20 protein-coding genes are annotated in these 20991 nt (G+C 66.8%); 8 read left to right on the top strand and 12 right to left on the bottom strand.

From position 1 onward, the window contains the following. Window positions 1–16: 16 nt before the first annotated feature. From HPA01S_RS09760 to HPA01S_RS09810, 11 genes are all read right to left on the bottom strand, one after another. Window positions 17–850: an urease accessory protein UreD gene (locus tag HPA01S_RS09760; protein WP_066269392.1), complete on the bottom strand. Its 834-nt coding sequence runs from the start codon at window positions 848–850 to the stop codon at window positions 17–19. A 49-nt stretch (window positions 851–899) separates the two neighbouring features. Further along, window positions 900–1376, bottom strand: coding sequence for a nucleoside deaminase (locus tag HPA01S_RS09765; protein WP_066269394.1), 477 nt, complete (start codon window positions 1374–1376; stop codon window positions 900–902). 100 nt (window positions 1377–1476) lie between these two features. Continuing rightward, window positions 1477–2241 carry an ABC transporter permease gene (locus HPA01S_RS09770; RefSeq protein ID WP_066269396.1) on the bottom strand — a complete coding sequence of 255 codons (765 nt, stop codon included), beginning with the start codon at window positions 2239–2241 and terminating at the stop codon, window positions 1477–1479. An 18-nt stretch (window positions 2242–2259) separates the two neighbouring features. Then, window positions 2260–3117: an ABC transporter ATP-binding protein gene (locus HPA01S_RS09775; protein ID WP_066269397.1), complete on the bottom strand. Its 858-nt coding sequence runs from the start codon at window positions 3115–3117 to the stop codon at window positions 2260–2262. A gap of 72 nt (window positions 3118–3189) precedes the next feature. Further along, window positions 3190–4224 (bottom strand): ABC transporter substrate-binding protein, encoded by a 1035-nt coding sequence (locus HPA01S_RS09780; protein ID WP_066269401.1) that lies wholly within the window; start codon window positions 4222–4224, stop codon window positions 3190–3192. Window positions 4225–4501: 277 nt separating this feature from the next. Then, complete coding sequence (locus HPA01S_RS09785) at window positions 4502–5983, bottom strand: nucleobase:cation symporter-2 family protein (RefSeq protein WP_066269403.1); 1482 nt, start codon at window positions 5981–5983, stop codon at window positions 4502–4504. Between the two features lie 230 nt (window positions 5984–6213). Continuing rightward, window positions 6214–8502: an NADP-dependent malic enzyme gene (locus tag HPA01S_RS09790; protein WP_066269404.1), complete on the bottom strand. Its 2289-nt coding sequence runs from the start codon at window positions 8500–8502 to the stop codon at window positions 6214–6216. Window positions 8503–8606: 104 nt separating this feature from the next. Next, on the bottom strand, window positions 8607–9857 hold the full coding sequence (locus HPA01S_RS09795; protein WP_066269405.1) for a M20 family metallopeptidase: 1251 nt from the start codon (window positions 9855–9857) through the stop codon (window positions 8607–8609). Between the two features lie 7 nt (window positions 9858–9864). Continuing rightward, window positions 9865–11649: a 2-oxo-4-hydroxy-4-carboxy-5-ureidoimidazoline decarboxylase gene (uraD, locus tag HPA01S_RS09800; RefSeq protein WP_066269407.1), complete on the bottom strand. Its 1785-nt coding sequence runs from the start codon at window positions 11647–11649 to the stop codon at window positions 9865–9867. Window positions 11650–11657: 8 nt separating this feature from the next. Further along, on the bottom strand, window positions 11658–12611 hold the full coding sequence (puuE, locus tag HPA01S_RS09805) for an allantoinase PuuE (protein ID WP_066269409.1): 954 nt from the start codon (window positions 12609–12611) through the stop codon (window positions 11658–11660). Window positions 12612–12733: 122 nt separating this feature from the next. Beyond that, window positions 12734–13399, bottom strand: coding sequence for a GntR family transcriptional regulator (locus HPA01S_RS09810; protein WP_066269411.1), 666 nt, complete (start codon window positions 13397–13399; stop codon window positions 12734–12736). A gap of 74 nt (window positions 13400–13473) precedes the next feature. Between HPA01S_RS09810 and uraH the strand changes: the two genes are divergently transcribed. Then, window positions 13474–13827 (top strand): hydroxyisourate hydrolase, encoded by a 354-nt coding sequence (gene uraH / locus HPA01S_RS09815; protein ID WP_066269413.1) that lies wholly within the window; start codon window positions 13474–13476, stop codon window positions 13825–13827. A gap of 54 nt (window positions 13828–13881) precedes the next feature. On the opposite strand, the gene HPA01S_RS09820 is transcribed toward uraH, so the two are convergent. After that, on the bottom strand, window positions 13882–14439 hold the full coding sequence (locus HPA01S_RS09820) for a hypothetical protein (protein WP_245638613.1): 558 nt from the start codon (window positions 14437–14439) through the stop codon (window positions 13882–13884). A gap of 176 nt (window positions 14440–14615) precedes the next feature. On the opposite strand from HPA01S_RS09820, the gene xdhC reads away from it, so the two are divergent. The 7 genes from xdhC to HPA01S_RS09860 all read left to right on the top strand — a co-directional run bounded on the left by xdhC (window position 14616) and on the right by HPA01S_RS09860 (window position 20958). After that, window positions 14616–15467 carry a xanthine dehydrogenase accessory protein XdhC gene (gene xdhC / locus HPA01S_RS09830; RefSeq protein WP_066269419.1) on the top strand — a complete coding sequence of 284 codons (852 nt, stop codon included), beginning with the start codon at window positions 14616–14618 and terminating at the stop codon, window positions 15465–15467. A 137-nt stretch (window positions 15468–15604) separates the two neighbouring features. Then, entirely contained in the window at window positions 15605–16801 is a 1197-nt protein-coding gene (locus HPA01S_RS09835) for a urate hydroxylase PuuD (RefSeq protein ID WP_066269421.1), read from the top strand. A 171-nt stretch (window positions 16802–16972) separates the two neighbouring features. Beyond that, window positions 16973–18079 carry an S-(hydroxymethyl)glutathione dehydrogenase/class III alcohol dehydrogenase gene (locus HPA01S_RS09840; protein ID WP_066269423.1) on the top strand — a complete coding sequence of 369 codons (1107 nt, stop codon included), beginning with the start codon at window positions 16973–16975 and terminating at the stop codon, window positions 18077–18079. Continuing rightward, window positions 18079–18918: an S-formylglutathione hydrolase gene (gene fghA / locus HPA01S_RS09845; protein WP_066269425.1), complete on the top strand. Its 840-nt coding sequence runs from the start codon at window positions 18079–18081 to the stop codon at window positions 18916–18918. Before HPA01S_RS09840 ends, fghA begins: the two co-directional genes overlap by 1 nt. Window positions 18919–18929: 11 nt before the next feature. Next, window positions 18930–19589, top strand: a complete 660-nt coding sequence (locus HPA01S_RS09850; protein WP_066269427.1) for an HAD family hydrolase — start codon at window positions 18930–18932, stop codon at window positions 19587–19589. A 7-nt stretch (window positions 19590–19596) separates the two neighbouring features. Continuing rightward, on the top strand, window positions 19597–19977 hold the full coding sequence (locus HPA01S_RS09855) for a Rieske (2Fe-2S) protein (RefSeq protein WP_066269429.1): 381 nt from the start codon (window positions 19597–19599) through the stop codon (window positions 19975–19977). A gap of 12 nt (window positions 19978–19989) precedes the next feature. After that, window positions 19990–20958, top strand: a complete 969-nt coding sequence (locus tag HPA01S_RS09860; RefSeq protein WP_066269431.1) for a S49 family peptidase — start codon at window positions 19990–19992, stop codon at window positions 20956–20958. Window positions 20959–20991: the final 33 nt, after the last annotated feature.

The raw sequence follows: 20991 nt of genomic DNA on the forward strand, positions 1-20991 counted from the left end.
CAGGGGGGAGTGCCCCTCAAACCCTCCAGATGCGCGGCGGCACCGCCGGCAGGCCCCAGGCCTCGGTGCGCAGCCCGGCCCAGACGCGCTGGAACAGCGCCATCAGCGGCTCCACCAGCGGCGCCACTGCGCGCAGCACCAGCATCTGCGGGTTGGGGCAGGTGGCACCGGCCAGCACGCCTTGCAGATCACCGTCGAGCAACGCTCGCACGGTGTCCAACAGGTGTTCGCGCCGCTCGCGCGTGAGCGGTGTGCCGCAGGCCAGCCACAGCGTGCCCAGGCAGCGCTGGCCGGCCAGGCCGAGCGGCGATTCGAGCAGGCGGGTGTCGGCGGCGTCGATGTGTGAGCGCTCCAGCCACAAGCCGGGAATCTCCAGGTGCTGCGTGAGGTGGCCGCGGTCGAATGGCTGGCCGGCGGTGGGCAGGCCGAGCGCGCACACGTCCCAGCCGATCATCTCGGCGCCCTCGGCCAGCGTGGCGCTCAGCGTGTTGAGCGCATGGCAGCCGGGGTAGGCAATGGCTTCCAGTGGCAGCCATTCGAGGCGCGCCCCGGCCTCCAGCGTGAGCGCCACCTGTTGTGTGGTGGGCGGGCCTTCGGAGCGGTAGAAGCGCGTGGCGCCCGGGGTGGACAGCAGGCCGTGTGTGCCGGCGCCGGCGTGCACGCGCACGTCGAGCACGTCACCACCGACAAGCCCACCCGGCGGGTGCACCACCACGTTGTGGCAGATGCCTTGCCCTTCCGGGTACAGGCTCTTCAGGATGCGCAGTGGCCCGGTGTGGACGTGCTGCAGCACGGTGCGTTGGGCGTCGTCGCGGCGGTACCGGAGGTCGAGTTGGGCGTGCCAGGGCATGGGGGAAGTGTAGGTGCCGGCCTGCGCCCCGAGCGCGTTGGGCGGCGGCTCAGCGCGAGGTCCAGAAGCCGCGGTGCGGCGCCAGCATGTCGTCTTCGAGTTCGGCCACCGGGCCGATGACCTCGATGTTTTTCTGCCCGCGTGCCAGCACCTCGCGGCAGGGCAACGACAGGGTGGGGTTCTCTTCGTGGTTGCCGGTGAGCGCGAGCAAGGCCTCTTCGCTGGCGCCGTAGACCACGCGGCCGATGTTCGCCCAGTAGAGCGTGCCGGTGCACATGGCGCAGGGCTCGAAGGTGGTCACCAGGGTGCAGCGTGCGAGGTACTCGCCGGGCCAGTTGTCTGCCGCGTGGCGCGCCAGCGTGGACTCGGCGTGGTTCACCGTGTTGATGTTGCCCTGCTCGGCCAGCACCGTCTCGCCATCGGGCGCCACCAGCAGTGCGCCGAAAGGGTGGCGGCCCATGGCGGCCGCGCGGCGCGCCACGTCGTTGGCGCGGCGCAGGTGGCGTGTCACTTGGTCTGGGTTCATGGCAATGGAGGAGGTGCAGGTGGCTTGGTCCAGAGACACCGAGGAACCGGCTCGGCCGGTCCTCGGGTGTCGGCCCGCTTGCAGGGGGACGCGCAGGGGGTCAGTTCTGACTGCCGCGGTGCGCCCAGCCGGTGGTGTGCTTCTCGACGAAGCTGAACAGTTCGTACATCACCATGGCCATGATGCCGACCACCAGCAGGCCGCTGAAGGCCAGGCCCATCTGCATCGACGAACCGGCCGAGATCAGCAGGTAGCCGATGCCTTCGTTCGCCGCCGTCATTTCAGACACCGTGGTGCCCACGAAGGCGAGCGTGATGGCGACCTTGAGCGAGCCGAAGAAATACGGCATGGAGCGTGGCAGGCCGACCTTGGTCAACACGTCCCAGCGCTTGGCGCCCAGCACGCGCAACACGTCTTCCAGCTCGGGCTCCAGCGTGGCCAGGCCGGTGGCGATGTTCACCATGATGGGGAAGAAGGAGATGAGGAACGCGGTGAGGATGGCGGGGCCGGCACCGATGCCGAACCACACCACCAGGATCGGCACGAAGGCCGCCTTGGGCAGGGCGTTGAAGGCCGTCATGAGCGGGTAGACCGCGGCATAGGCCAGGCGCGAGCTGCCAATGAGGAAGCCCAGCAGCACGCCGACCACGATGGCGATGCCGAAGCCGGCCATGGTCACCCAGTAGGTGCGCCAGGCGTGGCCGAGGATGGTGGTCTTGTGCTCCAGCGTCTGTTCCCAGATGCGCGACGGGCTGGGGAAGATGAACTCCGAGATGCCGAAGGCACGGATGATGAATTCCCACAGCAGAATGATGGCGACCAGCAGGATCAGCGGCGACCAGCGCTCGAGGTGTTTGTTGTTCATGTTGTTGGCTCCGCTGTCTTACTGGTTGATCACCGTGCCGGTCTTGCGCATGGCACCGATGTGGCCGCGCAGCTCGTGCACGATGTCGGAGAACTCCTTGGAGTAGGTCACTTCCAGGTCGCGCGTGCGCGGGATCGGGATCTCGCGCTGCACCACGAAACGGCCCGGGCTTCGGCTCATGCAGTACACCGTGTCGGCCAGGAAGACCGATTCGCGCAGGTCGTGCGTGACCAGGATGACGTTGAAGCGCTGCGCCTCCCAGAGGTCGCGCAAGGTGCACCAGAGTTCTTCGCGCGTGAACGCGTCGAGCGCGCCGAAGGGCTCGTCGAGCAGCAGCATCTTGGGTTCGTGGATCAGCGCGCGGCAGATGCTGGCGCGCTGCTGCATGCCGCCCGAAAGCTCCCACGGAAACTTGTTCTCCATGCCGCCGAGGCCGACGCTGGCCAGCAGCTTCTTCGCCCGTTCTTCGTATTCCTTGCGCCGGTCCTTGAACTGGCTGCGGAAGGGTTCGACGATCTCCAGCGGCAGCAGCACGTTGTCCAGCGTGGTGCGCCAGGGCAGCAGCGAGGGCGCCTGGAAGGCCATGCCCGAAATCTTGAGCGGGCCGGTGACGGGCTGGCCGTCGATGCGGATCTTGCCCATGCTGGGCATCTTCAGGCCCGTGGTGAGCTTCATGAAGGTGGACTTGCCGCAACCCGAGGGGCCGACGATGGCGATGAACTCGCCGCGCTTGACCTTGAGGTTGATGTCTTCCACCGCGAAGATGTTCTGCGCCCGCAGCTCCTCGTTGTAGGCGAGCCAGACCTGGTCAAAGTCGACGAAGGCCTGGTCGCTGGTGTCTCCGGCCGGTGTCGCCGCGCTGGGGGGTGCTTGCATGTTGTCTTCCTGAAAAAAAGGCCAGCCGCCGTGGGGTGGTGGCTGGCCTGGGCCCGAGGCCGGGGTCGGTTCTTACTTCTTGGCGGGCGGCAGCACGTTGAGGTCGGCAGCGCTGGGCAGCATGGAGCCGTTCCAGATGGCGGCGGGGTCGACGCGCGTCTTGGTGCCATAAGCGTCCGAGACTTGCGACGCCATCAGGGACAGGCGCGCCGGGTTGATCTGGCCGAAGCCTTCCTTGCGCGCGTCGGGGCTGGCGACGACCGAGTCGATGGCCAGCACCAGGCGGCGGGTTTCCAGCGGCACGTTGATGATGCCGTCGCGTGCCTTCACCGTGTCGATGGTGGACGCCGGGTTGGCCATCACTTCCTTGGCGCCCTTGGCGAAGGCGGTCAGGAATGCTTTCACGGCGGCCGGGTTCTCCTTGATGAGCTTGGGCGAGGCGATGATGGCGTTGCCGTACAGCTTCACGCCGTGTTCGGCGAAAGGCAGGATCACCACGTCTTCGGTCTTCACTCCACGCGCTTCCAGGTTGAGCAGCGAGGTGAAGGAGAAGCCGGTGATGGCATCGATGTCGCCGCGCACCAGCATGGTTTCGCGCAGCGGTGGGTCCATCGAGGTCCAGGCCACGTTGCCCACGTTGTTGACCTGCTGGAAGATCGGGAAGCCTTTGCGGCCGGCGTCAAACACCGGGGCGCCGAGCTTCTTGCCGGTGAGGTCTGCGGGCTTGGTGATGCCGCTCTTTTTCAGTGCGAGCACGGCGGCAGGGGTGTTGTTGTAGCCCATCATCACCGCCACCGGCTTGTTGGGAGCGTCGGGGTTGTTGGCGTGGAACTCCATCAGCGCGGCCACATCGGCAAAGCCCATGTCGTAGGTGCCCGAAGCCACGCGGGTGACGGTGCCACCCGAGCCGTTGCCGGCGTCGATGGTCACGTCCAGGCCGGCCGCTTTGTAGTAGCCCTTGGCCGCCGATTGCAGGAACAACGCCGCAGGCCCTTCAAAACGCCAGTCGAGCTGGAACTTGATCGGCGTCTGCGCGTAGGCGCTGCTGCCGAAAGCCGCGGCGGCGAGCAAAGCTGCGGTGGTTTTGATGAAGTGGCGCTTGATCATGGATGCTCCTGTGGTGGTCGGAATTGCGGGGATTGGAGGACGCACGGGGTACGCCTGGCGTACACCGTTATCAGCAATAAAGATGCCAGCGGTACGCGTGCAGCTGAGACGGTCGCTCTACGCCTTTTGAGCACAGAATTTGTATACACGTATTCTTGTTCGACAGCGTCAATCCGGCATCAAGGGTAACCCTTAAACGGTGCATGCCCGACCGGCTCATGCACCACCACGGTGATTCTTCGGCGCTCCCCATGTCCCTGCATCGGCCGTGTAGCGCTCAGTGCGCATCGGCATGTTTGGCGGCTTCGATGGCGGCGCTGTTGTCGCCGCGGCTGCCATTGAAATACAGGTTGAGCGCGACGGCGCTGATGGACGCCAGCAGGATGCCGGACTCGATCAACGGGTGGATGGCATGCGGCATCCACTGCTTGAAGTTGGGCGCGACCAGCGGGATCATGCCGAAGCCGATCGACACCGCCACGATGAAGAGGTTGTTGCGGTTGCCCTTGTAGTCCACACCGGCCAGGATGCGGATGCCGGTGGCGGCCACCATGCCGAACATCACCAGCCCGGCACCACCCAGCACGAAGGTGGGCAGCGACTCGACCAGCGCCGCCATCTTGGGCAGCAGGCCGAGCACGATGAGGATCACGCCGCCGGCCACGCACACATAGCGGCTCTTGACGCCGGTGACGCCGACCAGGCCGACGTTCTGCGAGAAGCTGGTGTAGGGGAAGGTGTTGAAGATGCCGCCGATCAAGGTGCCCAGGCCGTCGGTGCGCAGGCCGGCCGTGAGCGCCTTCTGGTCGATCTTGCGGTCGGTCATGTCGCCCAGCGCGAGGAACATGCCGGTGGATTCGATCATGACGACGATCATCACCAGGCTCATGGTGAGGATCAGGATGGGGTCGAAGATCGGCATGGCGATCTCGAACGGCAGCACCAGATCGAACCAGTCTGCGTGGCCGACTTTCTCGAAGGTCATGAGGCCGGTGGCCGCGGCAATGACGGCGCCGACCACGATGCCCAGCAGCACCGAGATGTTGGCGATGAAACCGCGCGCGTATTTGGCGATGAGCAGGATCGCCACCAGCACGATGGCGGCGATGCCGATGTGCGCCGGCTGCGCATAGGCCGGGTTGGGCACGCCGCCCACGATGGCCAGGCCCTTGGGCATGTCGGGCACCAGGCCCTTGGCCGTGGCCTCGTTCACCGTGTGCAGCCAGGCCAGGTGTTCGGGGCTGGGGATGGAGGGGGTGGTGGGGCCGACCGGGTTGCCGAAGATCCAGTTGATGCCCACGCGCATGAGGCTGATGCCGATCACCGCGATGATGGTGCCGGTGACCACCGGCGGGAAGAAGCGCAGCATGCGGCTGACGATGGGCGCGATGAGGATGGAGACCACACCCGCGCCGATGATGGAGCCGAAGATCAGCCCCGCGCCCTGGATGCCGGGGTTGCTGTTGGCCATGGCCACCATGGGCGCGACGGAGGCGAAGGTCACGCCCATCATCACCGGCAGCTTGATGCCGAACCACTGCGTGGCGCCGAGCGCCTGGATCAGCGTGACCAGGCCGCAGCAGAACAGGTCGGCCGAGATGAGCATGGCCACCTGCTCGGGGCTGAGCTTGAGAGCGCGCCCCACGATCAGCGGCACCGCGACCGCGCCGGCGTACATCACCAGCACGTGCTGCAGGCCGAGCGCCGTGAGTTTGCCGGTGGGCAGGACTTCATCTACGGGGTGGACGGAGGTGGACATGGCGGTTCCTTGCGGCGTGGTTTGGCTTCAATGCATGCAAAACTGTATACAGATTATGTGTACTGCAAGATGGGCCCAGCCTAGGGGAAACCCGGCGTCCTGACCGGCGGTTTCACGGTTTCACCGGTGGTGTGTTGGTGGGTTCCTTGGCGAGGCACAGGCCAAAAAAAAGGACGCCGAAGCGTCCTTTTTTTGATAGCCAGAGGCGACCAGCACCCAGCCCTGAGCGCTCAGCCCTTCGACGCCACACTGGCAGCCGCCAGCGCCGTCATGTTGAGCACGCGCCGCACCGTCGCGGCCGGCGTGAGGATGTGCACCGTGCCGGCGCAGCCCATCAGGATCGGGCCGACGGTGACACCGCCGCTGGAGGTGGTCTTCATCACGTTGTAGAGGATGTTGGCCGCGTCCAGGTTGGGGCAGATCAGCAGGTTGGCCGCGCCGCTGAGCGTGCTCTCGGGCAGGTAGACGCTGCGGATCTCGGGTTGCAGCGCGGCGTCGCCGTGCAGCTCGCCGTCGCACTCGATCTCGGGGTGCGCGGCCACGAACAGGTCACGCGCCTGCGCCATCTTGCGCGCCGAGGCGCGTTTGCTGGAGCCGTAGCTGGAATGCGAGAGGAAGGCGACCTTGGGCGGCAGGCCGAAGCGCTGCACTTCCTGCGCCGCCATCCAGGCAATGTCTGCCAGTTCTTCGGCGCTTGGATCTTCGTTGACGTAGGTGTCGGCGATGAAGATCGGGCCACGGTCCGTCATCAGCGCATTGACCGCGGCGTACAGCCCGGCGCCCTGGCGGCGGCCCAGCACATGGTCGATGCGCTCCAGGTGCGTCATGTAGCTGCCCACCAGGCCGCAGATCAGCGCGTCGGCATCACCGAGCGACAGCATGAGCGAGCCGATGATGGTGTTGGAGCGCCGCACGGCGGCCTTGGCCACTTCGGGCGTGGCGCCCTGGCGGCCCATGATCTGGTGGTAGTGCTCCCAGTACTGGCGGAAGCGGGGATCGTCCTCGGGGTTGACGTTCTGCACGTCCTGCCCGAGCTTCATGCGCAGGCCGGCCTTGGCGATGCGGGCCTCGATCACGGCCGGGCGCCCGATCAGGATCGGCATCGCGATCTGGTCGTCGATCGCCAGCTGCGCCGCACGCAGCGCGCGCTCGTCTTCACCGTCGGCATAGGCCACGCGCGCCTTGTTCGTCAGGGCCTTGGCCGCGTTGAACACCGGCTGCATCAGGATGCCGGTCTGGTAGACGTAGCGGCCGAGCTGCTGGCGGTAGGCGTCCATGTCGGTGATGGGGCGCGTGGCCACACCGGAGTCGGCGGCGGCTTGTGCCACGGCCGGGGCGATGCGCAGGATCAGGCGCGAATCAAACGGCTTCGGAATGATGTACTCGGGGCCGAAGCTCAGGTCCTGGCCGGCGTAGGCGTTGGCCACTTCCTCGCTGGTCTCGCTCTTCACCAGGTCGGCGATCTGGCGCACGCAGGCCAGCTTCATCTCTTCGGTGATGCGCGTCGCGCCGCAGTCGAGTGCGCCGCGGAAGATGTACGGGAAACACAGGACGTTGTTGACCTGGTTCGGGTAGTCGCTGCGGCCGGTGGCGATGATGACGTCGGGCCGCACCGCCTTGGCCAGCTCGGGCCGGATCTCGGGTTCGGGGTTGGCCAGCGCGAGCACGATGGGCTTGTCCGCCATGGACTTCATCATGTCGGCGGTGAGCACGCCGGGCGCGGAGCAGCCCAGGAACACGTCTGCACCATTGACCGCATCGGCCAGCGTGCGCTTGTCGGTCTTTTGCGCGTAACGCGCCTTGGACTCGTCGTAACCGCCGGGCCGGCCTTCAAAAATCACGCCCTTGGAGTCGCAGACGAAGATGTTGCCGGGTGCGACGCCCAGGCCGACCATCACGTCCAGGCAGGCGATGGCCGCCGCACCGGCGCCGCTCACCGCCACCTTGACCGTGCCGATGTCCTTGCCCACCAGCTCAAGCCCGTTCAGCAGGGCGGCAGCCGAGATGATGGCGGTGCCGTGCTGGTCGTCGTGGAACACCGGAATGCCCATGCGCTCGCGCAGCTTCTTCTCGATGTAGAAACACTCCGGCGCCTTGATGTCTTCGAGGTTGATGCCGCCCAGCGTGGGTTCGAGCGCGGCAATGATCTCGACCAGCTTGTCCGGATCTTTCTCGTCGAGTTCGATGTCGAACACGTCGATGCCGGCGAACTTCTTGAACAGGCAGCCCTTGCCTTCCATCACCGGCTTGGCGGCCAGCGGGCCGATGTTGCCCAGGCCCAGCACGGCGGTGCCGTTGGTGATCACGCCGACGAGGTTGCCGCGCGAGGTGTACTCGGCCGCGGTGGCCGGGTCGGCTTCGATGGCCAGGCAGGGGTAGGCGACGCCGGGGGAGTAAGCCAGCGACAGGTCGCGCTGGTTGGACAGGGGTTTGGTGGGGGTGACGGCGATCTTGCCGCGCGAGGGCGTGCGGTGGTATTCGAACGCGGCGTCGCGCAAGGCTTGTTCTGCGGGGGTCATGGTGTCGGTCTCCGTAAGGCGTGAAAGCGCGGTCATTGTGTCACGCGAGCGACCCCGCGACGCGACGCTTCCTGCGTTGTTTCAAGGGTGATGCGGGCAGGCCTTCAGGCGGGCTGCAGCAGGTCGAGCAGCGTGCGCGCAATCACCTTGGTGGCGCGCTTGAGGTCGTCGAGTTGCAGGTGCTCGTCGGCGCGCTTGGCGTTCGATTCGCGCACCGTGCGCGGGCCGGCACCGTAGATCACGCCGGGAATGCCGCGCTCCACGTACAGGCGCACGTCGGTGTAGAGCGGCGTGCCGACGGCAGGAATGGCTTCGCCGAACACGGCCTGGCCGTGTTTCTGGATCGCCTGCACCAGCGGCTGGTTGCCGGCCAGGGGCTTCATCGCGCGCGCCAGCAGCATGCGGCGCACTTCCACCTTGAGCTCGCGGCCACCGCGCGGTGGCTGGAAGCTGGCGGCGGCCTGTTCGATGGTGCGGCGCAGGGCGGCCTCGACCTCGGCCGGGTCTTCCTCGGGAATCATGCGGCGGTCCACCTTGAGCACCACCTTGCCGGGGATCACGTTGGTGTTGGTGCCGCCGCTGATCAGGCCGACGTTGAGGTAGGGGTGGGTGATGCCTTCGACGTTCGACGTGACCTTGAGGTAGTCGGCGTTGAGCGCGTAGAGCGCGTTCAGGATGTGGGTGGCGCCCTGCAGCGCGTCGGTGCCGCTGTCGGGAATGGCGGCGTGTGCCATGTCGCCATGCACCGTCACTTCGAGCTGCAGACAGCCGTTGTGCGCCACCACCACCTGGTAGCTGAAACCGGCGGCGATCATCAGGTCGGGCTTGGTCAGGCCCTTCTTCAGCAGCCAGTCGGGGCCGACCTCACCACCGTATTCCTCGTCGTAGGTCACGTGCAGCTCCACGCCGCCCGCGAGCTTGGCGCCCAGCGATTCGAGCGCGCGGATGGCGAAGGTGAAGCTGGCGATGTCGCTCTTGCTCACCGCGGTGGCGCGGCCGTAGATCTTGCCGTCCACCACTTCGCCGCCGTAGGGGTCGTGCGTCCAGCCTTCGCCGGGCGGCACCACGTCGCCGTGGGCGTTGAGCGCAATGGTCTTGCCGCCCGGGCCGTAGGCGCGGCGCAGGATCAGGTTGGTGATGCTCTCCAGGCCGGCGGCCTGCACCTCGTCGGCGGGCACGGCGTGTTTCTCAGCGTCCAGGCCCATGGCGGCCAGCAGCTCGGCGGTGCGCTCGGCGTGCGGCGCGTTGTTGCCCGGTGGCGAGTCGGTGGGCACGCGCACGAGTTCCTGCAGGAAGCGTACTTCCTCGTCGAAGTGGGCGTCGATCCAGCTGTCCAGTTGTTGTTCGGTGCTCATGGTGTTCTCAGTGGGTGTGTTCGGTGGCGAGTTGTTCGAGCAGGTGCGAGAAGGCGTCCACGCACAGCTCCATGTCGTCGCTGGTGGTGGCTTCCAGCGGGTTGTGGCTGATGCCGCTGTTGAGACCGCGCACGAAGAGCATGGCCTGCGGCATCACCTCGTGCAGCTTCATGGCGTCGTGGCCGGCGCCGCTGGGCATGCGGTGCAGCGGCACGCCCAGGGCGTTCACCGCCTGCTCCCAGCGGGCCTGCCAGGCGGGTGCGCTCGGCGCGGCGGCGGCGCGCATGGTTTCCTCCAGCGTCAGGCCGATGCCGCGCCGTTCGCAGATGCTGCGCAGCTGGGCCAGGATGTCGCGCTCCAGCGCGTCGCGCTGCGCATTGCTGGGCGCGCGCAGGTCGAGCGAGAACAGGCAGCGGCCGGGCACCACGTTGATGGAACCGCCCGGCACCTGCAGCATGCCGATGGTGGCCACCGAATCGCCATCGGCGGCCGCGCGTTGTTCGGCATACAGCGCCAGCTCGGCCACGGCGCTGGCGGCGTCGCGCCGGCGGTCCATGGGCGTGGTGCCGGCGTGGCTGGCCATGCCGATGGCTTCGCACTGGTAACGCACGCTGGCGTTGATGGAGGTGACCACCGCCAGCGGCAGGTCCATCTCGTTGAGCACCGGGCCCTGTTCGATGTGCACCTCGACAAAACCGAGGTATTGCGCCGGGTCGCGCTGCAGCGCGGCGATGGCGTCCAGCGTGGCCGGCAGGCCGGCGTGCTGCATGGCTTCGCGCATGCCGATGCCATCGGCGTCACGCTGCTCCAGCCAGGCGGGGTTGAAATGGCCGGTGAGCGCACCCGAACCCAGGAAGGTGGCCTTGTAGCGTTGGCCTTCTTCTTCGGCAAACCCCACCACCTCGAAGGCAAAGGGCAGGCGGCGGCCGGCGGCGTGCAGGCGCTGCACGCAGGCCATGGGCACGAAGATGCCGAGCCGGCCGTCGTACTTGCCGCCGTTGCGCACGGTGTCGTAGTGGCTGCCGGTGAGCAGCGTGGGCGCGTCGGGCGTGTGGCCGAGGTAACGGCCCACCACGTTGCCGACGGCGTCAATCTGCACCGTGTCGAAGCCCACCTCGCGCATGCGCGCGGCGATGTCGGCTGCGCAGGCGCGGTGGGCGTCGGTGAGGTAGGTCACGGTGAGCTGGCCGTGTTCGGCAAAGCCCGGATCGCTGTGGCGCGCCAGGTCTTCGTGCCAGTCCCAGACCGTGTTGCCGGTGGTTGGTTCGAAGCCGAACTTGTCGTTCAGGCGGATCTCGGCGATGCGGTGGATGTTGCGCAGGCACTCGGCGCGCTCGAAGTCCACCGGGTTGTTCAGGCGGCGCTCGAAGGTGGCGATGATCTCGCGCTTGGCCAGCCCGGCACCGCGCGGGCCGCGCACCGCGAGGATGAAGGGGAAGCCGAACTTCGTGTTGTATTGCGCGTTGAGCTGCTGGATGTGCGCGAACTCTTCGGGCGTGCAGTTCGTGAGGCCGGCCTTGGTCTGCTCGTTGGTGGATTCGGCGGTGAGCGACTGGCTCACCATGGCCTTGCCCGCAAGCTCCGGGTGGGCGCGGATCAGCGCCAGCTGCGGCTCCACGCCGGCCTTGGCCAGCACCGACACCATGGCGTGCTTGAGCGCGGCCAGCGAGGCAAATGGCCGCTGTGCCAGCGCCTGTTCGGCGATCCAGGGTGAGTGTTCGTACAGGCCGTCGAGCAGTTGCGTGGCGTCGGCCAGCGGTGCCTGGTTGAGTTGTTCAAGGGTGATGGGCATGGGCGACCTCAGGCAGCGGAAAGGGGATGCGTGTCCCGCCAGTGGCGGGCGATGTCGATGCGCCGCGCCACCCACACGTGTTCGTGGTTCTGCACGTGGTCGAGGAAACGCTGCAGCGCGGTGATGCGGCCAGGGCGGCCGAGCAGCCGGCAGTGCATGCCGATGCTCATCATCTTGGGCCGGTCCAGGCCGTTCGGATCGCCTTCGGCGTAGAGCGCGTCGAAGGTGTCCTTCATGTACTGGAAGAACGGGTCGGCGTGCGAGTAGCCCTGCGGCAGCGCGAAGCGCATGTCGTTGCAGTCCAGCGTGTAGGGCACGATGAGTCGCTGCGCATCGCTGCCGTCGCTCTTGCGCACCTTCATCCAGAAGGGCAGGTCGTCGCCGTAGTAGTCGCTGTCGTATTCGAAGCCGCCGAAGTCGGCCACCAGGCGGCGCGTGTTCGGGCTGTCGCGGCCGGTGTACCAGCCCAGCGGGCGGCTGCCGGTGAGCTGTTCGATCAACTGCATGGCCTGGGCCATGTGGGCGCGCTCGGTGGCTTCGTCGACGTGCTGGTAATGAATCCACTTGAGCCCGTGGCAGGCGATGTCGTATCCCAGTTCCTGGAACGCGGCGGTCACGTCGGGGCTGCGCTGCAGGGCGGTCGCGACACCAAACACGGTGAGCGGCAGGCCCCGCCGCTCGAACTCGCGCAGGATGCGCCAGACGCCGGCGCGCGAGCCGTATTCGTAAATGCCTTCCATGCTGATGTGGCGCGCCGGGTACGCGGCCGGGTTGAACATTTCCGAGAGGAATTGTTCGGACGCGTCGTCGCCATGCAGCACGCTGTTCTCACCGCCTTCTTCGTAGTTCAGCACGAACTGCACGGCGATGCGCGCGCCTTGCGGCCAGCGGGCGTGCGGCACATCGCGGCCATAACCGGCCAGGTCGCGAGGGTAGGGGGCAGTGGAGTCGTAGAGAGACATGGGTTGCTTAGAGACGAGGGGGAGTTATCCAGAGATGCCGCGGAACCGGCTCCGCCGGGCCGCAGGCATGGCCCCCTGAGGGGGGATGCGGCTACACGCAGTGAGCAAGCAACGGGGGAGGGTCATGAAAGGGCCATGGAGATGTCGTTGGTCGGCAGCTTGCGGTCGAAGGTCAGGTTTTCTTCCACGTGCAGCAGGTGCTCGTTCATCAGGCGCACGGCAAGCTCTTCGTCGCGCGCGGCCAGTGCCTTGACGATGTCGGCGTGTTCGTCGTTCGAATGCTCCGCCGCCTGGTTGCTCTGGTACATCAGCGTGATCAGCGCGCAGCGCGAGATGAGTTCGCGCAGCAGCTCGGCCAGCACCTGGTTGCCCATCAGCTCGGCCATGCGCACGTGAAAGTCGCCCAGCAGCTCGGTGCGGCCGGGCACATCGGCATTGCTTACCGCCAGCTTTTCCTGTGCCACGTGCTCGCGCAGGGCCTTGAGCTTGGCGGGCGTCACCGAGCGCACGAAGGCGCGCGTCATTTCCACCTCCAGCATGCGGCGAACGGCAAACACCTGCTGTGCTTCCTGCACCGAGGGCGTGGCCACGAAGGCACCGCGCGCGGGCTCCAGCCGGATCAGCCGGTTCTGCGACAGCTGGAACAGCGCCTGGCGCACGAGGGTGCGCGAAACGCCGAAGTGGTCGGCCAGTTTCTGCTCTGCCAGCTTGGTGCCCGGATGCAGCCGGTGCTCCACGATGGCGCGCGTGAGGGACTCGACGATGTGCAGGGTGCTGGAGGTTTCCATGCGGCCATCATATCCAGAAAATGCAAAAAGTGTATACACTTTCGGTCGACCATCAAACACTGGAAGGACACCCCATGGGCTTGAGCACACACGTTCTGGACACGATGCACGGCTGCCCCGCCGCCGGCATGGTGGTGGAGCTGCACACCACCGAGGGCGAGCAGGCCACGCTCGTCAAACGTTTCACGCTCAATGCAGACGGCCGCAACCCAGACGGCCTGCTGTACGACCACAGCAGCCTCAAGACCGGCACCTACCGCCTGGTGTTCGACGTGAAGGGTTACTTTGCGGCCAAGGGTGTGGCCCTGCCCGAGCCCAACTTCCTCAACCGCGTGGCGCTGGACTTCGGCGTGGCGCACGCCGACCAGCACTACCACGTGCCCCTGCTGGTGAGCCCCTGGAGCTATTCCACCTACCGGGGCAGCTGAGCGCCCATGAAAAAACCCGCCGGGTGGCGGGTTTGAGTCGGGCTTCGGCGGGGGTCAGCGGTCTCGCTGGCCTTCGGTCAGCGTGTCGAGCTGGAACTTGCCGCTCTTGTCCCACAGCCAGACGTCGGTGTAGGTCACGCTGCCCATGCGCACGGGTGCCGGGAACGGGGCTGCGGCGCGTACGGTGCGTTCGATCTCGCGCATCACGTCGGGCACGTGGCTCGGTGCACGCATCCAGTTGATGGTCTGCACGTTGCCTCTGCCATCCACCTGCACCTGCAGCACGCCCACGGCGTGCATCAGCGGCGGCAGGCGGCCTTTGTAGATGCGTTCGCTGTTGCGGTCGTAAATGTGGCGCGCGCCGTCCTTGCGGTAGTCGAGCGGGGAAGCGGCGTTCGAGATGAACTGGGGCGCCGGCAGCACGCTGACCGGTGGTGGTGCGGGTACCGGTGGGGGGGGTGGCGGCGGCGGTGGCGGGGGCGGCGGCAGCGGCGCGGCGCAGGCCGCGAGCAGCGCGGCGGTGCACACGCCCAGCCAGCCCCAGGAGGAGCGGGTCCTGGTGGCGCCGTCCGCCGGAACGGCCGGGCGGGGGGAGGGGGGTATGTCTCTCATGGTGGCAAACCTGTAAATCGGGTCGGATTCTGGCGCTGGTCTTCAAGAAACCATACGACGAGGCGAATGGAGTGTATGGGCGTTTCCCATGGGCCAGGGCCGCAGTAGGGTGGATACTGATGCGCCCGCGCCTCCCATGGCGCGCTCAATCTTTTCTTTTGACCTCGGCGCAACACATGCTCGCAGAGCTTGAATTCTTTTTACAGCGCCTGGCGACAGAGCCCGCGGTTCTTGTGACAGTCGGCGCCACGCGCGGTTCGGTACCGCGCGAAACCGGTGCCTGGATGGCGGTTTTCCCGCCGGCTTCGGCCGACGGCGTGATCGGCACCATCGGCGGTGGCCACCTGGAGTGGGACGCGATGCGCGAGGCGCGCGAAGCGCTCGCGGCACCGGCCGGATCGCCCGCCACCTGGGAACGGTCGGTGACGCTCGGCCCCAGCCTCGGCCAATGCTGCGGCGGCGCGCTGGTGCTGCACTACGAACGCGTGGACGCATCGTTGCGCGGCGCATTGCGCGACCGGCTCACCGCTGGCCACCAGCCGCTGGCCTTGTTCGGCGGCGGTCATGTGGGCCGGGCCATCGTGCAGGCGCTGGCGCCGCTGCCGTTCGACGTCACCTGGATCGACAGCCGCGACGAGGTGTTTCCGAACGACGTGCCGCTGCAGGTGAACGCCGAACACTCGGACCCGGTGCAAGCCGCCGTGCCGCAGTTGCCGCCCAGCGCCAGCGTGCTGGTGATGAGCTTCTCGCACGCGGAAGACCTCGACATCGTCGCCGCCTGCCTGCAACGCCAGCGCGAGCGCGGCGACCTGCGCTTCATCGGCCTGATCGGCAGCGCGACCAAGTGGGCCACCTTCCGCAGCCGCCTGCGCCATCGCGGCTTCAGCGATGCCGAGCTGGCCCGCATCACCTGCCCGATCGGCCTGCCCGGCATCGTGGGCAAGCAGCCGGCGGTGATCGCGGCGGCGGTGGTGGCGCAGTTGTTGCTTGAAACTGCCGCATCGTCACCGAGCCCATCGGGCGCTTGAATGTTTGCAAAAACTGTATACACTTTGCCGACCGGTCGCAGCGGAGCAGGTGTCCCCCACGACACCATCGCGGCCCTCAGACGACTCAGAGCGCCCGCGGTGGTGAGTCGCAAGACCTGACCTTGCCTTGAGGTGCCATGGAAACTTATCTGCTTGACTGGGCCAATCTGCTGTTGCGCTGGCTGCACGTCATCGTCGCGATCGCCTGGATCGGTTCTTCCTTCTATTTCGTCTTTCTCGACAGCAGCCTCACCCCACCCGAGGATGAGCAGCTGAAAAAGGATGGCGTCAGCGGTGAGCTCTGGGCCTTGCATGGCGGCGGCTTCTACCACCCGGTGAAGTTCGCGGTTGCGCCGCCCAAGCTGCCCGACCACCTGCACTGGTTCTACTGGGAGAGTTACTCCACCTGGCTCTCGGGTTTTGCGCTGTTCCTGGTGTCCTACCTCTGGAGCCCGAGCGTCTACCTGATCGATCCCAATGTGTTCCAGTGGTCGCCGGCCGCTGCCATCGGCACCGCGCTGGCCTTCCTGGTGGTGTTCTGGGTCTTGTACGACGCCATCTGCCGCACCCTGGGGCAGACGAAAAACGGCGACGCCAAGGTGGGCGCGCTGGTGCTGGTGCTGGTGTGTGTGGCGGCCTGGTTGGCCACGCAGCTGTTCGCCGGGCGCGCGGCCTTCCTGCTGATGGGCGCGATGATCGCCACCGCGATGAGCGCCAACGTGTTCTTCTGGATCATCCCCGGCCAGCGCACCGTGGTGGCCGACCTCAAGGCCGGACGCCCGGTGGAGCCGATCCACGGCAAGCGCGGCAAGCAGCGCAGCGTGCACAACACCTACTTCACGCTGCCGGTGCTGTTCGCGATGCTGAGCAACCACTACAGCTTCACCTACAGCCACCCGCAGAACTGGCTGATCCTCATCGGCATGATGTTCGCCGGTGCCGCGATCCGGCAGTTCTTCGTGATGCGCCACGGCTACAAGCTCGGCCGCAACAAGCACCCCTGGCCTTACGCCGTGGCTGGTGTGGTGGCGCTGATCGCGCTGATCGTCTGGCTCAAGCCCGCACCGGTGCAGGCCGTGGCGGTGCCCGACACGGTGAGCTACGCACAGCTCAAGCCCATCATCGAGCAGCGCTGCGTGATGTGCCACGGCGAGGCGCTGCAGTCCAAGAACGTGCGCCTGGACACGCCCGATGCGCTCAAGCTGCACGCGCAGGCGGTGTACCAGCAGGCCGTGGTCACCCGCGCCATGCCGATGAACAACGCCACCGGCCTCACAGAAGAAGAGCGCGCCTTGATCGGACAGTGGTTCAAGGGCGGCGCAAAAACCGAGTGAGCGCGCACAGCGCACTGTGGCCCTTCTGACAAGGGGCAGAAACCCGCGGTCTGGCCATGCCGGATGCGCGGGTTTTTTGTTTTGCCAGGGTCTTCAGGTGCGGTGCCAAGTGCGGTGCTTGTTCTGAGGTAATCTCGTGGGCGATTTAGTAACCACCCGAGTAGACACAACATGAAAACACAAGCCGCCGTCGCCTGGAAAGCAGGCCAACCCCTGACCATCGAAACCGTCGACCTGCAAGGCCCGAAGTTCGGTGAAGTGCTGGTCGAGATCAAGGCCACCGGCATCTGCCACACCGACTACTACACGCTCTCCGGCGCCGACCCGGAAGGCATCTTCCCCGCCATCCTGGGCCACGAAGGCGCGGGCATCGTGGTGGATGTGGGCCCCGGCGTGACCACGCTCAAGAAGGGCGACCACGTCATTCCGCTCTACACGCCCGAGTGCCGCCAGTGCAAGTTCTGCCTGAGCCGCAAGACCAACCTGTGCCAGCTGATCCGCGGCACGCAGGGCAAGGGCCTGATGCCCGACGCCACCAGCCGCTTCAGCATCGACGGCAAGCCGGTCTTCCACTACATGGGCACCAGCACCTTCAGCAACTACACCGTGGCGGCTGAGATCTCGCTGGCGAAGATCCGCGAAGACGCGCCGTTCGACAAGGTCTGCTACATCGGCTGCGGCGTGACCACCGGCCTGGGCGCGGTGATCTTCTCGGCCAAGGTGGAAGCGGGCGCCAACGTGGTCGTGTTCGGCCTCGGCGGCATCGGCCTGAACGTGATCCAGGGCGCCAAGATGGTCGGTGCCGACAAGATCATCGGCGTCGATCTGAACCCCGAACGCGAAGCCATGGCACGCAAGTTCGGCATGACGCACTTCATCAACCCGAAGAACGTGGAAAACGTGGTCGACGCCATCGTGCAACTCACCGACGGTGGTGCCGACTACAGCTTCGAGTGCATCGGCAACACCAAGGTGATGCGTGACGCGCTGGAGTGCACGCACAAGGGCTGGGGCCGCAGCATCGTCATCGGCGTGGCCGAAGCCGGCGCCGAGATCAGCACCCGCCCGTTCCAGCTGGTCACCGGCCGCAAGTGGGAAGGCTCGGCCTTCGGCGGCGCACGCGGCCGCACCGACGTGCCCAAGATCGTCGACTGGTACATGGAAGGCAAGATCAACATCGACGACCTGATCACCCACAAGCTCAAGCTGGCCGACATCAACGAAGGCTTTGAACTGATGAAGCGCGGTGAGTCGATCCGCGCGGTCGTGGAGTTCTGATGGCACTGGAGACGCTCAGCGAGCACCGCTGCTTCGGCGGCGTGCAGGGCTTCTACCGCCACGCGTCGAACGAGATCGGCCTGCCGATGAAGTTCGGCGTGTTCGTGCCGCCGCAGGCGGCGCAGGGCCCGGTGCCGGTGCTGTTCTTCCTGGCCGGCCTGACCTGCACCGAAGACACCTTTGCCATCAAGGCCGGCGCCCAGCGGCTGGCGGCCGAACTCGGGCTCATGCTCGTGACGCCCGACACCAGCCCGCGCGACACCGGCATTGACGGTGCCAGCGAGGCCTGGGACTTCGGCCACGGTGCGGGCTTCTATCTGGACGCTACCGAAGCGCCCTGGGCCCGGCACTTCCGCATGGAAAGCTGGGTCACGCAGGAGCTGCGTGCGCTGGTGCTGGCGCAGTTCCCGGCCCGCGCCGACCGTGTTGGCTTGTTCGGCCATTCCATGGGCGGCCACGGCGCGCTCACGCTGGCCCTGCGCCACCCCGGCCTGTACCAGAGCGTGTCGGCGTTTGCGCCGATTGCCGCGCCCACGCAATGCCCCTGGGGTGAGAAGGCGTTCACCGGTTACCTCGGTGCCGACCGCGCGGCCTGGGCCGCGCACGACGCCACCGAGCTGGTGAAGGCCGGCGGCCGCCTGCCACCGTTGCTGATCGACCAGGGCCTGGCGGACAACTTCCTCGCCAACCAGCTGCACCCGCACCTGTTCGAGGCCGCCTGCGAGCAGGCCGGGCAGGCGCTCACGCTGCGCCGGCACGAAGGTTACGACCACGGCTACTACTTCATCCAGAGTTTCATGGAAGACCACCTGCGCCACCACGCGCAGACGCTGGCTTGAAGCGGAGCCCCATGCGAGCACGCCGGTTCGACCTCATTGCCTTTGACTGGGATGGCACCCTGTTCGATTCCACGGCCCTGATCACGCGCTGCATCCAGGCCGCCGTGACCGACGTGGGCGGCCAGCTGCCCACGCGCGAAGCCGCCAGCTACGTGATCGGCATGGGCCTGATGCAGGCGTTGGCGCATGCCGCCCCGGATGTGCCGCCCGAGAAGTATCCGCAGCTAGGTGAACGCTACCGCCACCACTACATCAAACAGCAGCATGAGCTGAGCCTGTTCGACGGGGTGCTGCCCATGCTCGCCGACCTCAAGGCGCGCCAGCATCTGCTGGCCGTGGCCACGGGCAAGAGCCGGCGCGGCCTGGACGAGGCGCTGCAGACGGTGGAGCTGCTGGGCGTGTTCGACAGTTCCCGCACCGCCGACGAAACCGCCGGCAAACCGCACCCGCTCATGCTGCTGGAGTTGATGAGCGAGTTCGGCGTGGCGCCCGAGCGCACATTGATGATCGGTGACACCACGCACGACCTGCAGATGGCCGTCAACGCCGGTTGTGCCAGCGTGGGCGTGAGCTACGGTGCGCATGAGCCGGCCGCGTTCGCGGCATTGAACCCCTTGCACGTGGCGCATTCGGTGCGCGAGCTCCACGACTGGCTCCACACCAACGCCTGAGCGAACCATGACCCCGCCCTCCGACGATCCGGTCTACCCGCTGTGCAACAGCCATGACCTGATCGACGGCGGGCGTGCGGTCTCGTTTGATGTGGTCTACGCCGGCCAGACCTGCCGCGCCTTCGCCATCCGCTACCGCGGCCTGCCGCACGCCTACCTGAACCGCTGCACCCATGTGGCGATGGAGATGGACTGGCAGCCCGACCGCTTCTTCGACGACAGCGGGCGCTGGCTGTTGTGCGCCACCCATGGCGCGGTGTACGAGCCCGACAGCGGCGCCTGCGCGGGCGGGCCGTGCCGCGGCGGGCTGGTGAAAATCGAGTTGGTGGAGCACGACGGGGTGGTGCACTGGCGGTCACAATACCACCTCAAACCCCTTGAATTCTGAGAGCTTTCCACCATGAACGACGACCCCCTGGGCCAGGCCATTCCCGGCAATGCAGACCGTGGCTGGGAACGTGCCACGATCGAAAAGCTGGTCTTTGCGACCATCCGCGAGCAGCAGGCCGCGCGGCGCTGGAAGCTGTTCACCCGGCTGCTGTGGCTGGTGCTCATCGGCGCGGTGGTCTGGTACGTCTACGCCAGCCAGCAGGCCACCTCGGTGAGCACCCCGCACACGGCGGTGGTGGACATCAAGGGCGAGATCGCCAGCGGTGCCGAGGCCAGCGCGGAGAACGTGGTGGCCTCGCTGAAATCGGCGTTTGACGACAGCGGCGCCCAGGCCGTGGTGCTGCTGATCAACTCACCCGGCGGCAGCCCGGTGCAGGCCGGCATCATCAACGACGAGATCACCCGCCTGAAGGCCTTGCACAACAAGAAGGTCTACGCGGTGGTGGAGGAAACCTGCGCATCCGCCGCCTACTACATCGCCGCGGCCGCCGACGACATCTACGTTGACAAGGCCAGCCTGGTCGGCAGCATCGGCGTGCTGATGGACGGCTTCGGTTTCACCGGTCTGATGGAAAAAATCGGCATCGAACGCCGCCTGATGACGGCCGGTGCCAACAAGGCCATGCTGGACCCGTTCAGCCCGCAGGACGAAACACAACGCGCCTACATCCAGGCCATGCTGGGCCAGATCCACACCCAGTTCATCGACGTGGTGAAGAAGGGGCGCGGCGAGCGCCTGAAGTCCGACGACACCACCTTCAGCGGCCTGGTCTGGAACGGCCAGCAGGCGGTGAGCCTGGGCCTGGCCGACGGCCTGGGCAACCTCGACTTCGTGGCGCGCGAAATCGTCAAGGCCGAGGAGATCGTGGACTACACCCAGCGCGAAAACGTCGGCCTGCGCCTGGCCAAGCGTTTTGGCGCTGCGGTGGGTGAGGGCATGTTCATCGCCGCACGATCCGCTGGCGTGAGCTTGAGATAACCCCCCGCGCCGCCTGCGGCGTCACCCCTCAAG

Origin of the sequence: Hydrogenophaga palleronii NBRC 102513 (assembly GCF_001571225.1) — a bacterium.
GTDB lineage: Bacteria > Pseudomonadota > Gammaproteobacteria > Burkholderiales > Burkholderiaceae_C > Hydrogenophaga > Hydrogenophaga palleronii.